Annotated in this window: 12 protein-coding genes; 11 read left to right on the top strand and 1 reads right to left on the bottom strand. The window is 62.8% G+C overall.

Translation table 11 applies throughout. From position 1 onward, the window contains the following. Positions 1-4: 4 nt before the first annotated feature. Positions 5-1,531 (bottom strand): O-antigen ligase family protein, encoded by a 1,527-nt coding sequence (locus M1D87_RS14095; protein WP_013972711.1) that lies wholly within the window; start codon positions 1,529-1,531, stop codon positions 5-7. 96 nt (positions 1,532-1,627) lie between these two features. On the opposite strand from M1D87_RS14095, the gene M1D87_RS14090 reads away from it, so the two are divergent. From M1D87_RS14090 to M1D87_RS14040, 11 genes are all read left to right on the top strand, one after another. Next, positions 1,628-3,004: an oligosaccharide flippase family protein gene (locus tag M1D87_RS14090; protein WP_123084076.1), complete on the top strand. Its 1,377-nt coding sequence runs from the start codon at positions 1,628-1,630 to the stop codon at positions 3,002-3,004. 236 nt (positions 3,005-3,240) lie between these two features. After that, positions 3,241-4,707, top strand: coding sequence for an FAD-dependent oxidoreductase (locus M1D87_RS14085; RefSeq protein ID WP_123084077.1), 1,467 nt, complete (start codon positions 3,241-3,243; stop codon positions 4,705-4,707). 105 nt (positions 4,708-4,812) lie between these two features. Next, complete coding sequence (locus tag M1D87_RS14080) at positions 4,813-5,430, top strand: acyltransferase (protein ID WP_024087161.1); 618 nt, start codon at positions 4,813-4,815, stop codon at positions 5,428-5,430. After that, complete coding sequence (locus M1D87_RS14075; RefSeq protein WP_039613634.1) at positions 5,423-6,379, top strand: glycosyltransferase family 2 protein; 957 nt, start codon at positions 5,423-5,425, stop codon at positions 6,377-6,379. Before M1D87_RS14080 ends, M1D87_RS14075 begins: the two co-directional genes overlap by 8 nt. 8 nt (positions 6,380-6,387) lie before the next feature. Next, positions 6,388-6,912 (top strand): serine O-acetyltransferase, encoded by a 525-nt coding sequence (locus M1D87_RS14070; protein ID WP_013972705.1) that lies wholly within the window; start codon positions 6,388-6,390, stop codon positions 6,910-6,912. 5 nt (positions 6,913-6,917) lie between these two features. After that, positions 6,918-7,895 carry a glycosyltransferase family 2 protein gene (locus tag M1D87_RS14065; protein ID WP_123084078.1) on the top strand — a complete coding sequence of 326 codons (978 nt, stop codon included), beginning with the start codon at positions 6,918-6,920 and terminating at the stop codon, positions 7,893-7,895. A 9-nt stretch (positions 7,896-7,904) separates the two neighbouring features. Next, on the top strand, positions 7,905-8,909 hold the full coding sequence (locus tag M1D87_RS14060; protein ID WP_123084079.1) for a VirK/YbjX family protein: 1,005 nt from the start codon (positions 7,905-7,907) through the stop codon (positions 8,907-8,909). Between the two features lie 60 nt (positions 8,910-8,969). Beyond that, the gene (locus M1D87_RS14055) at positions 8,970-10,172 is read left to right on the top strand and encodes a glycosyltransferase (protein WP_013972702.1); all 1,203 of its coding nucleotides are present in this window, start codon (positions 8,970-8,972) and stop codon (positions 10,170-10,172) included. Continuing rightward, positions 10,169-11,356 carry a glycosyltransferase family 2 protein gene (locus tag M1D87_RS14050; protein ID WP_123084080.1) on the top strand — a complete coding sequence of 396 codons (1,188 nt, stop codon included), beginning with the start codon at positions 10,169-10,171 and terminating at the stop codon, positions 11,354-11,356. Before M1D87_RS14055 ends, M1D87_RS14050 begins: the two co-directional genes overlap by 4 nt. After that, positions 11,356-12,132 carry a WecB/TagA/CpsF family glycosyltransferase gene (locus tag M1D87_RS14045; protein ID WP_123084081.1) on the top strand — a complete coding sequence of 259 codons (777 nt, stop codon included), beginning with the start codon at positions 11,356-11,358 and terminating at the stop codon, positions 12,130-12,132. Before M1D87_RS14050 ends, M1D87_RS14045 begins: the two co-directional genes overlap by 1 nt. A 149-nt stretch (positions 12,133-12,281) precedes the next feature. Further along, positions 12,282-13,703, top strand: a complete 1,422-nt coding sequence (locus M1D87_RS14040) for an undecaprenyl-phosphate glucose phosphotransferase (RefSeq protein WP_123084082.1) — start codon at positions 12,282-12,284, stop codon at positions 13,701-13,703. The last annotated feature ends 217 nt before the right edge of the window (positions 13,704-13,920 follow it).

Here is a 13,920-nt window from a genome sequence, read left to right as displayed (position 1 = left end):
GGCGTCACCTGGGTTGAAGGGCGGGGTCGGCCAGCGCGATGGCCTGGCTGTTGTGCAGCTTGCGAACCATCTGGACATAGGCCACGCCCAGTCCGGCGACCGTCCAGTACACCACCGGGATGAAGGTGATGCTGCTGACGGTGAAGATGATCACCAGGATGCCGATCAGTGTCGCCAGCAATGCCCGGCCGAGCTGGCGTCGCTCGTCGTCCTTGTCGGGGAAACTGCGCATGGCCTTGCGGATACCGTGCAGTACGGCAGCGAAGAACGCCACGAACAGGCCCAGCCCGACCAGTCCGACCCGCAGTGCCAGGTTTATATAGGTGTTGACGATGTCGATGATGCCGTCACCCTGGATCATCGATTGCATTTCCGGGGTGTTGCGGAAGTCGAACGAGCCGAACAGTGGGTTGCGCTGGATGACGATCCACGAGTTGTCCATCAGCCGTTCGCGGTAAGTGATGTTCTCTTTCTCGAGGTTGCCAATGAACGGCAGCATGTCCAGTACCTTGTCGCCACCGGGCACGATGGTCAGCAAGGGCAGGGCCAGCATGCCGGCCGCAGCGAGCAGCGCCAGGCGCCTGACCGCACCTTTGCCCAGGGCGATGAACACCACCACGATGACCACGGCACCGATCCACGGGCCGCGGGACAGTGGCGCGAACAGCCCTGCGGCCAGCAGCAGGGCGCCCATGGCCCGCTGCAGGGGGCGGCGCACGTAACCCTGGACGAACAGGAACAGGCCGATGGCCACGCTCATCACATAGCCCAAGGCAATCGCCTGCCCGGTGGTGACGCTGGCGCGCAGCGAACCGCCACGGCTCAGGTAGCCGGACATGCTCCACGGCACGCCCATGGCGTCGACCAGGGCACTGTACAGCAGCCAGTGGCGCACGTACTCGGCCACGCCGATCAGGGCCAGAACGAATGAGGCAAGCACGAAGGCCAGCAGGGTGTCCTTGAAATCGCTGATCTGGCGCAGGCCACGGCTGGCCACGTAATACGGCAGTAACACGTCGACAAACAGGTACAGCGTCTGGCGCAGGGTGTCGGTCAGGGTGGTCTCGCGCAGGTACAGCACGCTCATCAGCAGCAGGCCGGCCGCCAACAGCCTGTCGGGCCAGGTGCGGCCGAAGCGCAGGGTGTCGCCTTGCCGGCGCAGGGCCAGCGCCGCCGGCAACAGCACGCACAGGGCCAGCAGGCGGATATGGTTGAGGTCGACCAGGTAATTGACCACGCCAAACCCGGGCACCTGCACCGAAGCCGGCGGGATCAGGAACAGCAGCATGTAGAACAGCGCCATGGGGTTGTGTTCGCGGCGCCCGGCGATGTACAGGATGACGGCGCCAGCACCCAGGTACAGCCAGAAGCTGTGCGAGAAGAAGGCCAGCAGGGTAAGCAGGAACCACAGGTTGCGTCGGCGCTTGAAGTCGCTCAGCGGAATCAGGTCGGTGGCAGGCCGCCGCGCCAGCAGGAAGACCACGCTCGCCAGAAAAAGGATGACGATCAACGCACGAAAATGTTCAGGCATTGGCTATGTGCACCTTTGCATCGGTGGGCAACGGCTAGCGTCGTGGCTGATTGAAACTATAGTGACCTTTTAGCCAGTCAGTCAGAGATTGCTCTCATGCCGTCGATTGATGTGTCTGCCACCGCGAGCCTGCGCAAGCGGGCCCTGAGGGCCGGGTCATGGAACCTGGTTGCACAAGTGGCGTCACAGGTGATGCGCCTTGGCGGCAACCTGATCATGGCCCGCTTGCTGCTGCCGGAAATGTTCGGGGTGATGGTCATCGCCACCACCGTTTCGGTACTCCTGCATCTACTGTCCGATGTCGGCCTGCGGCAGAACATCATCCAGAGCCATCGCGGTGACGACCCGGATTTTCTCAATACTGCATGGACCGTGCAGATCATCCGCGGCTTCGTGCTGTTCGCCCTGACCTTGCTGCTGGCCTTGGGGGCCTGGTTCGCCCAGCTCGCCGAGCTGTGGCCGGCGGACTCCACCTATGCCGCACCGGTGTTGCCGATGGTGCTGGCGGCAACCGGGCTGTCGGCGGTGATCTGGGGCTTCCAGTCCACCAAGATAGATGTCGCGGTACGGACTTTCCAACAGAAGCGCGTGGTGCTGGTGGACCTGGCCTCGCAGGCGGCCGGCCTGGTGGTGATGCTGGTGCTGGGCTACCTGACCCATTCAGTGTGGGCACTGGTGATCGCCGGCCTGGTGTCTGCCGTGGCCTGGACCCTGCTCGGTCACACCGCCCTGGAGGGGCATGACAACCGCCTGCAGTGGGACCGCAGCGCGCTGACTGAACTGATCGTGTTCGGCCGCTGGATCCTGTTGTCGTCGATGGTCGGCGTGCTGGCCATGTACGGTGACCGCATGTGGTTTGGTGCCAGCATGACAGCGGCACAACTGGGTGTGTATTCGATTGCCGTGTTGATCCTGGGGGCCGTGCAGACCGCGCTGATGAAGGTTTTCGGCGCGGTGGCGCTGCCCGCCTTCAGCGAAGCGGCACGGGCCGATGACAAGGAGCGCCTCAAGGCGCTGTATTACCGCTTCCGCCTGCTGGTCGACCTGCTGGTGTTGTTCATCTGTGGCGGTTTCCTGACCGCCAGCCCTTTGCTGATCGGCTGGCTGTACGACGATCGCTACCGTGAAGCTGGCCCGATGATGGCCATTCTTTCGCTGTCGTTCCTCACATTGCGCTATACCTTGGCTCATCAGGTGTGGATTGCCCTGGGCCTGACCAGGTACCAGGCCATGGATAACATCATCCGCCTGGTCTCGTTGTGGGGGGGGCTGCCACTGTTGCTGGCGATCGGTGGCGTTGACTGGGCGATCTGGGGGGTTGCCCTGCATACCGTGCCAACCCTTGTGTTGATCGTGTACGTGAATCGCAAGCTGGATATGTTCAGCCTGAGGCGTGAGCTGGTGGTACTGCCGATGCTACTGGTCGGGGCGCTTTGCGGGGCGCTGCTGACAGCCTTTTTCAACTGGCTGTAATTCGGCTTGTCGGGTGAAACTTTCTAAGATGCAGGTCATTTGATCATGGGGAAGCTTACGTTTTGTACTGCGCAATTGGGTCGTAGGGGGTTTCTCCAGAGTTGTGTCTTGCTGGGTGTAGGTGGTGTGGTGTTCGCTGCTACGCCAGCCGTCGCCAGCCAACCTGCTGGCAGGCCTGGGTTCGTGGTGATCAACGGCTGGGTACTGCCGTCCCGTTACTTCCGGAACGAGCACGCATGATCAGGGACTATCAGCAGCAGAAGGCGCTGCGCGACAGTTACGATGTCTGCATCATCGGCGCCGGCCCGGCCGGTATCACCCTGGGCCTGCGCCTGGCCGCCGCCGGCTGGAGCGTCCTGCTTGCCGAAGGTGGCGGGCGCGAGTACTCGGCGAACTCGCAAGCCTTGTACGCCTGTGCATCCACTGGCCTGGAGCTGTATGCCGGGGAAGCTCGCCTGCGTTACCTGGGCGGCACATCCAACCATTGGGCCGGCCGCTGCCGGCCGTTCAGCCCCTCGGACTTCGCAGTTCCCCCCATTGGCGACTTGCCTGGCTGGCCCATTCCTTATTCGGAGATCGCAGGCTACCTGCCTGCTGCCATGGATATCGTCGACCTGCCGCCAGGGGCGGACTTTCACGCGTTGAATGATGGCCTCGACGGCGGTGACTTCGAACCGGACCGCTTTCTGCTCAGCCCGCCAACGCGCTTTGCGCAGAAGTACGCCACGGCCCTGGAGCAGACCCAGGGCCTGGACGTATTCATCAACTGCAATTGCGTGAACCTGGAGTTCGACCAGGCCTCCGGTCACTTGGCTGCAGTCGTGCTTTCCGATTACGAGTGCAATCGCCAGCGCCTGGTTGCAAGAAACTTCGTACTCGCTACAGGTGCCATCGAGAATGCCCGGCAACTGCTCAACAGCGAGTCGTTGGCGGCGGCGGGGATAGTGAGCAAGGACGGGCTGGTCGGCGGGTGTTTCATGGAGCATCTGAACATTGACCTGGGCACCTTCATCCTCAACTCGGGGCTGGCCCCTGACCCGCGCGAGTACTACACCACCGATGCCTTCGTTGAGGAGTACAAGGCAGGCAAGGGCAACGTCAGGGCCGCCTTGCTGGCTGATGTGCAAACCTATGGTCGTACTGCCGAGGTGAAGCATTTTCTGGAGAACCTATTCTGCGACATGGGAGTAGCCAGCAAGATCGCCTTCGTGGCCAAGTTCAACTGCCCCGGTGATGGCGTCATCAGCACCATGATCGAGCAGTTTCCCAACCTGCACAGCCGTATTTCGCTGCTGGAGGAGAAGGACGCACTGGGCGTGGCCAAGGTCAATGTCAACTGGGCCCTGACCGCTGATGACCGGCACACCATCAAATGCATCGGAAGCGAGCTGGCCAAGCAGTGGGCTGCCATGGACCTGGGCTACATCAAGCTCAATGACTTCGTTTACGACACCTCGATACCGCTGAAGTTGTCGCCACATGCCCATCACATGGGTACCACGCGCATGGCGTCTTCGGCGCAATTTGGTGTTGTCGATACCAACTGCAAGGTGTTCGGTACCGAAAATCTTTATATCGCCGGCAGCAGCATCTTTGCCACGGGCGGCGCTTGCAATCCGACCATGCCGCTGCTGCAGTTTGCGGTACGCCTGGCCGACCACCTCGATGCCAGGCTGAGCGCGGCCAGCGACGCGGTGGGGTAATGCATGTTGTAAACGGGTTGAGTGCGCGACGGTCAGCACCCACAAGAACGAGACCGGATGCGCCTCAGGGACAGTCCAGATGGCTTTGATTGCGAGGCTGGCAGTATGAAGGGATGGATACGCAAGGCAGTGGCGCACTATGTCCATGCAACGGGGCGAGGAAGCTCCTTCTACAGGAGGTTCTGCAAGCCGTCGGGGCTTGAGTGGGGGGCCTACCTTGCCCGCTGGGGCAACTTCCACTCGGTAGGCAGCAACTTCTATGTCAATACAGGCTGCAAGTTCCTCGACCCTTCGCTGGTTCGCATCGGCAACAGTGTGGGGCTGTCCGACTGCACCCTGATCGGTCATGACGGGGTGGTATTGCTGATCGAACATCGCTTCGGCAAGCACCTGGATTCGGTCGGTTTCATCGACATCAAGGACAACTGCTTCATCGGCCACGGTGCAATCGTCATGCCTCGCGTCACCATCGGGCCTGAGTCGATCGTGGCCGCCGGTGCCGTGGTGACCAAGGATGTGCCGCCGGGCACGGTGTTCGGTGGCAACCCTGCAGAGTTCATATGCACCACCGAGGCGTTGATCAAGCGGGTTGAGGCACGTTGCGAAGCCTACCCATGGATCGACCTGGTCAAGCAGCGCAATGGTGCCTACGACCCGCAACTGGAGCCGCAGTTGATGGCGCAAAGGCGCCAGTATTTCTTCGGGGACGGCAACAATGGCTAGCAAACCTGTGGACGTCATGGTAGTCAATTTCAACACGGCCGGGCTGCTGCAACCGATGTTCGATGCACTGCGTCGGGCCGACAGCGAACGGCTGGCCAGCTACCTTGTGGTGGACAATGCCTCGGCCGATGACTCCCTGCAGCGCATGGCCGAGGTATGCCCGCAGGCGCTGCTGCTGAGCAACAAGCAGAACGTGGGGTTCGGCCGGGCCAACAACCAGTTGCTGGCGCACCTGAAGGGCAAGTACGCCTTGCTGCTGAACACCGACGCCTTTGTCGCCGCCGATTCACTGCAGAAAACCCTCGACTACATGGAAGCCCACCCGGAGTGCGGTGTGCTGGGGGTACGCCTGGAGGGACGCGACGGCGCCCTGCAGCCCAGTTGCCGCTACTTCCCCACACCGTTCAACGTGTTCGTCGGGCGTACCGGGTTGGGGCGTTTCTTCCCGGGCTTGAAAATGGTCGACGAAATGGATTGGGACCACGCTTCGGTCCGCGAGTGCGACTGGCTGCCTGGCTGCTTCTACCTGGTGCGCCGCGAAGTGCTCGACCAGGTGGGCCTGTTCGACCCGCGCTACTTTCTTTATTACGAGGAGGTCGACCACTGCAAGCGGGTGAAGGCTGCAGGCTGGAAGGTGGTGTTCTACCCGCATACCACGGTGGTGCACATCGGAGGGGAAAGCTCCAGATCGGTGGCCGAACTGGAGGCGGCCAGCCGGCAGATCTCGTCATACCAGATCGAAAGCGAGCTGCTGTACTTCCGCAAGCATCATGGGCTGGCGGGCCTTGCCCTGCACATGCTGCTGGTCACCTTGGGCGACCTGGTACTGGCACTCAAGGCGCTGTTGAAACGACGCGGTCGGGGCGCAATACAGGCCTGCTGGCGTCACTGCCGGGCGACCTGGTCTCTGTTGTTCAAGACCCGGTACGCCAGCCAACCGACAAGGTAGGTGGAGCCATGTTCGAGAATATACGTGCCGACCTGCGTGCCCATGGTGGCGACTGGGGCGCCCAGGGCTTCTGGGTATTGCTGGTGTACCGCTTCGGCCGCTGGCGCTATGGGGTGCGCCCGGCACTGCTGCGAAAACTGTTTTCGCTCATCTACAAGGTCCTGTTCAAGTTCGTGCAGATCATCACGGGTGTGGAGCTGCCTTGCGAGGTGGTGATCGGCCGCAACTTCGTCATCGACCATTTTGGCGGCATCGTAGTCAGCGGCTATGCCCGGTTTGGCGATGACTGCCGCATCCGCAACGGGGTAGTGGTGGGCCTGAAGAACGTCGATGAGCCGATTGCACCAGTGTTCGGCAACAACGTCGATATCGGCACCGGGGCCAAGGTGCTGGGTAGCATCCGTATCGGCAACGACGTGATCATCGGTGCCAACGCCGTGGTGCTGGTGGATGTGCCGGACAATTCGCTGGCGGTGGGGGTGCCGGCCATCATCAAGGCCAGGCAACCGGCCGCCACGGCGCCCGTCGAGTGAGGCCCATGGCGAGCGGCATCGGAGTGGTGGTGATTGGCCGCAACGAAGGCCTGCGCCTGGAGCGTTGCCTGCGTTCGCTGCTACAGGGTACCGACAAGATCATGTACGTCGACTCCGGCTCTACCGATGGGTCACCGCACCTGGCCCGCAGCTTGGGGGTAGAGGTATTGGCGCTGGACATGGACACCCCGTTCACTGCCGCACGCGCGCGCAACGAAGGCTTTCTCGCCTTGCAACGGCGGTTGCCGTCGCTGCAACGGGTGCAGTTCGTCGATGGCGATTGCGAGGTGGATGGCGGCTGGCTGGCCGCGGCGCAGGCGTTTCTCGATGACCACCCCGACGTGGCCGTGGTGTGTGGCCGCCGACGCGAGCGCTTCCCCCAGCGGTCGGTGTACAACCTGTTGTGCGACCTGGAGTGGGACACCCCCATTGGCGAGGCCAAGGCGTGTGGTGGCGATGCCCTGATGCGAGCAGATGCCTTTGCCGCCGTCGGCGGCTTTCGCCCCGAGCTGATTGCCGGAGAGGAGCCCGAGCTGTGCGTGCGCCTGCGGGCAAAGGGCTGGAAAGTCTGGCGCCTGGACGCCGAGATGACCCTGCACGACGCCGGCATGACCCGTTTCAGCCAGTGGTGGCGGCGTAGCCTGCGCGCTGGCCACGCCTATGCCGAAGGGACTTACCTGCATGGTCAGCCACCCGAGCGGCACTGGTTGCGCGAATCGCGCCGGGCTTGGCTGTGGGGTCTGGGCATCCCCGTAACAATCGTGCTGGCCTGCCTGCTGCTGGGCGGCTGGGGCCTGCTGTTGCTGGTGGTCTACCCGCTGCAGGCCGTACGCCTGGCCCGCCGTGGTGGCAAGTCGGTGAGGGAGAACTGGCTACAGGCGGTGTTTCTGGTATTGGGCAAGTTCCCGGAAATGCTCGGGCAACTGAAGTTCCTGCGCCACCGCATCGCGGCCGGCAAATCGACGTTGATCGAGTACAAGTGAGAGAGGCCCATGATGCTCGGCACGATCGTCAAAAGCGTGTTTACCTTGCAACCGGGCTACTCGTTGCGGGCGCTGAACAACAAGTGCAGGTTGGCGCTGCAGATTGCCAGGCAATGGCCTGAACTGAATGCCTTCCTGCAGCGCATGACGGCGGCGTTGGGCCAGCAAGGCTTGCAGCGGCTAGGGGTGGATTGCATCGGTGTCGTGCAGTGGCCTTACCTCAGCAAATGCTGGGAAGCCCCGCAGCGCCTGGAGGTGGTGGCTTCGCACTTCGAAGTGCTGGCCGGGCAGTTTCCGGCGCTGTTGCTGCTGGGGCGGGACGAAAGCCTGACGTTGTGCGAGCTGTCCAGCCATTCGCCGGGTTGTCGTCTGGTTTTGGACCGGCCGATCTGGTTCAAGCGCGAAGGCGAGTTGGTATTGAACCTGTTCCAGAGCGACTTGCGCGTGGCATCCCTGGCGTTCAGCCTGTGCCGCAGCCAGGGCGAGCTTTGCCTGTTCATCGGTGCCGTGCAGGGCATCCACAAGGGGATCGACAGCGAAACCTCACTGGCCATCTACCGCGACCTGACCAAGGACTTCGAAGGGCTGCGCCCGCGCAGCCTGCTGATCGAGGCATTGAAGTGCCTGGCCAGGACCCTGGGCGTGGCGCACCTGTATGCCGTCAGTGACGCCTGCCGCCACCATCGGCACACGTATTTTGGCAACGACAAAGGCCACGACCTGGCGGCCAATTATGATGTGATCTGGCTGGAGCACGGCGCTACTGCATCGAACCATGCTGACTTCTTTGCCCTTCCGCTGGCTGCTGTACAGCGGTCGGAACAGGATATTCCGGCGAAGAAACGGGCAATGTACCGCCGCCGCCAGGTGCTGCTCGACGATGTTTTCGCCCGCTTGCAGGCCGTGTTGCCAGGCAGCGGTCACAACCTTGGGCTACAAGGGGAACAGGGGGATGCATCTGACGAGGTGCCATCGGCGGGGCGCCGGCCGCCGGTAGTCGACAGCCTGAAGTAATCGCCAGCCCTGCCGCGGCAGGTCTGAATGTTCACTACGCGGGTCTTGATCTGGATTTCTATGCGCATTGCTTACTTCATAAACCAGTACCCGAAGGTCAGCCACAGTTTCATCCGCCGCGAGATCCTGGCGCTGGAGCGCCAGGGGGTAGAGGTGCAGCGTATTGCCCTGCGCGGGTGGGACGCCGAGTTGCAGGATGCCGACGACGCGAGCGAACGGGCCAAGACCCGCTATGTGCTGCAGCGTGGCATCAAGGGTTTGCTGGCACCGGCCTGGCAAGTGCTGCGGGCACAGCCGCGCCGGTTCTTCCGGGCGCTGCAGCTGGCCATGCGCGTTGGCTTGCGGGCCGACCGCGCCTGGCCCTACCACCTGGTCTACCTGGCCGAGGCCTGCCAGGTACTGCAATGGTTGCAGGCTGGCGAGGCAAGACATGTGCATGCACATTTCGGCACCAATTCCACCGAGGTGGTGATGCTGGCCAATGTGCTGGGCGGGCCGGCCTACAGCTTTACCGTGCACGGGCCGGAGGAGTTCGACAAGCCGCAGTTTCTGCACATGGGCGAGAAGGTGCGGCGTGCCGCATTTGTCGCGGCGGTCAGCTCGTACGGGCGCAGCCAGTTGTTTCGCTGGGTGGCACACGACCATTGGGCCAAGGTGAAGGTAGTGCATTGCGGCCTCGAGCGCAGTTTCCATGAGGTGGCGCCGGTTGGCGTGCCCACGGCGCCGCGCCTGGTGTGCGTCGGCCGCCTGTGCGAACAGAAAGGCCAGCTGCTGCTGCTCGAGGCCGCGCGAGTACTGGCCGCCCGGTCGATCGCCTTCGAACTGGTGCTGGCCGGCGACGGTGAAATGCGTGGCCAGGTCGAGGCGTTGATTGCACGGCATGGCTTGCAGCAGCAGGTGCGCATCACCGGCTGGATCAGCAGCGCACAGGTGCGCGAGGAAATCCTGGCGGCGCGTGCGCTGGTGCTGCCCAGCTTTGCCGAGGGTTTGCCGGTGGTGATCATGGAGGCGATGGCCTTGCGCAGGCCAGTGCTGACCACCTATGTGGCAGGCATTCCCGAGCTGGTGCGGCCGGGCGAAAACGGCTGGTTGTTCCCTGCCGGCGCCGTGGACGAGCTGGCAGCGGCCATGGCCGATTGCCTGGCACAACCTGCCGAAGTGCTGCAGCGCATGGGCGAGGCGGCACGCCAGCGTGTCCTGCAACGGCATGACATCGATACCGAGGCGGCCAGGCTGGCCAGCTATTTCAAGGCATCCGCATGATGAGTGTATTGGCTTGGCTACTGGGCATGCTGGCGGCCATCGTCCTGTTGCCGGTGCTGCTGCTGTTGGTGCAGGTACTGATGGCCTGCCTGCCTGCGCGCGCGCAGCCGATGGGCAACACCGCCCGTCCGCAGGTGGCAGTGCTGGTGCCAGCTCACGACGAGGCTTCGATAATTGGTGCCACGCTGGCGAGCATTGCCCCGCAGTTGCGGCCTGGCGACCGCTTGCTGGTGGTGGCGGACAACTGCACTGACGACACCGCGCAACTGGCGCGCGAGGCGGGTGCCGAAGTGGTGGAGCGCCACGATGCACGGTTGCGCGGCAAGGGCTACGCCTTGGACTTCGGCGTGCGCCACCTGGCCAACCAGCCGCCCGAAGTGGTGATCGTGGTGGATGCCGACTGCCAGGTGGGCGAGGGGGCGATCGAGCGCTTGGCGCGGCGCTACCGAGAAGTCGCTCGCCCGGTGCAGGCGCTGTACCTGATGTACGCACCGGCAGGGGCTGGGTTGACAGTGCAGGTTGCCGAGTTCGCCTGGCGGGTCAAGAATCTGGTGCGCCCGCGTGGTTGGGCGCGGCTGGGCCTGCCATGCCAGCTGATGGGCGCCGGCATGGCATTCGGCTGGCGTGACCTGGCCTTGATCGACCTGGCCAACGGGCACCTGGTGGAGGATGTGAAGCTGGGCCTGGACCTGTGCCAGCAGGGCAAGCCGCCAGTATTCTGCCCCGAGGCCGTGGTCAGCAGCCGTTTCCCTGCCAGCCAGCAAGGCCTGGGCAGCCAGCGCACCCGCTGGGAACATGGGCACCTGAGCCTGATGCTGGCCGATGCGCCCAAGCGTGCGCTGGCGGCAATCACCCAGCGTAACGGCAGCTTGCTGGCCATGACCCTGGACCTGCTGGTGCCGCCGCTGGCGTTGCTGGTGCTGGCCTTGCTCGGCCTAAACCTGGTGGCCTGGCTGGCGTACCTGCTGTTCGGCCTGGCGGCACCTGCGTGGATCGCCCTTTGCGCGCTGGCCTTGCTCGGCCTTGCCGTCGCAGTGGCCTGGGCGCGTTTCTGTCGCGAACTGATCCCGTTCTCCGTGGTGCTGTACGCGCCGTTCTACGCTGCAAGGAAGCTCCCCTTGTATCTGCGGTTCCTGATCAAGCGACAGGTTGAATGGGTACGTTCGAAACGGGATGAAGACTGATGGCTCATTGGCAAGAACGCTGGAACACCCTTGTCGGCAAGCTCGAAGTGGTGCCGGATGCCACTGCCGCGCAGCGCCTGCTGGACAGGCTCAGCGCCCCGGAAGCCACGACCGTGCTGGGTTTCGTCAATGCCCATGCAATGAACCTGGTGGTTCGTGACGGCGCCTGCCACCAGGCATTGTCGGCGGCCGGCGTGCTGCTGCGCGACGGTTCCGGCCTGGCGATCCTGTATCGTCGGCTGGGGCTTGAGCCAGGGCTCAACATGAATGGCACCGACTTCATTCCTCGGCTTCTGGCTGCCTACCGCGGGCGGCGGGTTGCGTTCTGGGGCACCCGACAGCCTTACTTGGACCAGGCCGTGCAGCGCAGCACAGCCACGTTCGGGGTGGTGCCGGTGTCGGTCCACGATGGCTTTGCCAGCGTCGATACCTACCTGCAACTGGCCAGGGAGTCGCAACCTGAGCTGATCGTGCTGGGCATGGGAATGCCCAGGCAGGAGGTTGTGGCGGCAAGGCTGGCGGCCGCTGGGGGGCCGTGCCTGATCGTGTGCGGCGGCGCGATCCTGGATTTTCTCGGCGGCAAGGTCAGCCGGGCGCCCGAGTGGTTGCGGCGGTTGGGTGGGGAGTGGCTGTACCGGCTGTTGCGCGAGCCGAAGCGTTTGTTCATTCGCTATGTCGTGGGCAACCCGTTGTTCCTCGTGCGTACCCTGCTGTTCCGCCGCGACGGCGGACGGCCAGGCACACCGTATGAGCGCCAGAATCCGCACGAACGGTGATTCCGGGCACGCTGATGGCGGATGGCTGCTACAGTTTGATCAATGGCTTGCGGCTGCAGGATTTTGCTCCACGGGCTTTGCATGAGCCGTTGTCAAGGCTTGCTTGTTGGTGGAAGGCATTTGCTGCGCGCAGATTGATGAGGTCTGAAATGGTCTTAGAGCCCAGAAGCAGTCGTTCCTTACTGCAGAGAAGAAGCAGCGTAAGTAACGCCATTCAGGCCGGCCTCGATGGCATTGCAGTCGTCGGCATTGCCTGGTACCTGATCTACGACCAGTTCGGCTACATCACTTCCGATTACGTGATCATGCTGCTGTTGCTGGTTGGAGCACTGGCAGTCATCTACGATCACTATGCGATCTACCGTACCAACGTCGGGCTTTCCATCAAGGCTTTCCGGCTGTTCAAGGCCTGGTCGGCAACCTTTTGCTTCCTGGTGGTCATGGCCTTCCTGGCCAAACAGAGCGAAACCTATTCGCGACTGCTGGTCGTGCAGTTGTTCATCATTGGCTACATCGCCCAGTTGTTCCTGCACTTTGCCGTGCGCGAATTGCAAAAGCGCTTCACCGCCCATGCACGCCTGGACAACGCCCTGATCATTGGCGCCGGTGACTTGGCCAACTTCCTGTATCAGAAAATCAGCAACAACCCCTGGTTCGGCGAACGCGTGCTGGGTTGCGTGCTGATCGACAATGCCGATGAGCCGGGGCGCGAAAGTGCCGAAGGAAAGCAGCGCATGCCGGTGCTCGGGCTTATTGCCGACCTCGACGATATCGTGGCCCGCCATGGCATTCGCACGGTGTACCTGGTGACCCCGCTGGGCGGTTCCGAGGTCATCAACGATGTGTATCTCAAGTTGCTCGACAAATGCATTGCGGTGAACTGGGTACCGGATATCTTCTCGTTGCGCCTGATCAATCACAGCGTGCGGGAAATTGCCGGCATACCTGTGCTGACCTTGTCGGAAACACCGTTGACGGGCATGAGCCTGTTCTTGAAGAACCTCGAGGACAGGGTGTTGGCGGCGCTGATCCTGTTGCTGGCATCGCCGGTGTTGCTGGCCGTTGCGCTGGCCATCAAGCTCGATAGCCGAGGCCCGGTTTTCTTCCGTCAGGAGCGCACCGGCTGGACGGGGGAGGCGTTCCGTATCTGGAAGTTCAGGAGCATGCATGTCCACCAGCCGGAAGATGGCGTGGTGAAGCAGGCGCAGAGGGGTGACCCACGGCTGACCCGGGTCGGCGCCTTTATCCGCCGCACCAGCCTCGATGAACTGCCGCAGTTGTTCAATGTGCTGACCGGGGAGATGTCGCTGGTAGGGCCGCGGCCGCATGCGTTGCAGCATGACACGTTGTATTCGCAGGACATCGTCGACTACTTCGCTCGCCACAATATCAAGCCTGGCATGACCGGCCTGGCGCAGGTGCGTGGGTTCAGGGGCGAAACCAGGGATATCGAGCAGATGATCCAGCGGGTGGACTCGGACATCGAGTACATCAATAACTGGTCGCTGTGGCTGGATTTCGTGATTCTGGTGCGCACACTTAGCGCCTTTACCGGCAAGCAGGCTTATTGAGACCTCCCCAGGTGTCGCTGCGCTGTCGCCGGAGAACAAATATCGCTCGCTTGGCGCGTCCTTTGTAGGAGCAGCCTTGTGCTGCGAATAGGCCCGTACTGACACTACATATCTGTTGCCTGTATCGGCCTCTTCGCAGCACAAGGCTGCTTCTACAGGACCTGCCGAATCAATGATTCATGTACTGTTCTGTGGGAGCGATTTCGTGCAGCCGCAA

This window comes from Pseudomonas sp. SA233 (assembly GCF_054792385.1).
This window is presented reverse-complemented; position numbering and strand designations above follow the sequence as displayed.

What these genes read in the sequence shown, in the direction of transcription:
- M1D87_RS14090 (WP_123084076.1), top strand. Translation starts at nt 1,628, where the DNA reads ATGCCGTCGATTGATGTGTCTGCCACCGCGAGCCTGCGCAAGCGGGCC.
- M1D87_RS14075 (WP_039613634.1), top strand. Translation starts at nt 5,423, where the DNA reads ATGGCTAGCAAACCTGTGGACGTCATGGTAGTCAATTTCAACACGGCC.
- M1D87_RS14060 (WP_123084079.1), top strand. Translation starts at nt 7,905, where the DNA reads ATGATGCTCGGCACGATCGTCAAAAGCGTGTTTACCTTGCAACCGGGC.
- M1D87_RS14045 (WP_123084081.1), top strand. Translation starts at nt 11,356, where the DNA reads ATGGCTCATTGGCAAGAACGCTGGAACACCCTTGTCGGCAAGCTCGAA.
- M1D87_RS14070 (WP_013972705.1), top strand. Translation starts at nt 6,388, where the DNA reads ATGTTCGAGAATATACGTGCCGACCTGCGTGCCCATGGTGGCGACTGG.
- M1D87_RS14040 (WP_123084082.1), top strand. Translation starts at nt 12,282, where the DNA reads ATGGTCTTAGAGCCCAGAAGCAGTCGTTCCTTACTGCAGAGAAGAAGC.
- M1D87_RS14085 (WP_123084077.1), top strand. Translation starts at nt 3,241, where the DNA reads ATGATCAGGGACTATCAGCAGCAGAAGGCGCTGCGCGACAGTTACGAT.
- M1D87_RS14080 (WP_024087161.1), top strand. Translation starts at nt 4,813, where the DNA reads ATGAAGGGATGGATACGCAAGGCAGTGGCGCACTATGTCCATGCAACG.
- M1D87_RS14095 (WP_013972711.1), bottom strand. Translation starts at nt 1,531, where the DNA reads ATGCCTGAACATTTTCGTGCGTTGATCGTCATCCTTTTTCTGGCGAGC.
- M1D87_RS14050 (WP_123084080.1), top strand. Translation starts at nt 10,169, where the DNA reads ATGATGAGTGTATTGGCTTGGCTACTGGGCATGCTGGCGGCCATCGTC.
- M1D87_RS14065 (WP_123084078.1), top strand. Translation starts at nt 6,918, where the DNA reads ATGGCGAGCGGCATCGGAGTGGTGGTGATTGGCCGCAACGAAGGCCTG.
- M1D87_RS14055 (WP_013972702.1), top strand. Translation starts at nt 8,970, where the DNA reads ATGCGCATTGCTTACTTCATAAACCAGTACCCGAAGGTCAGCCACAGT.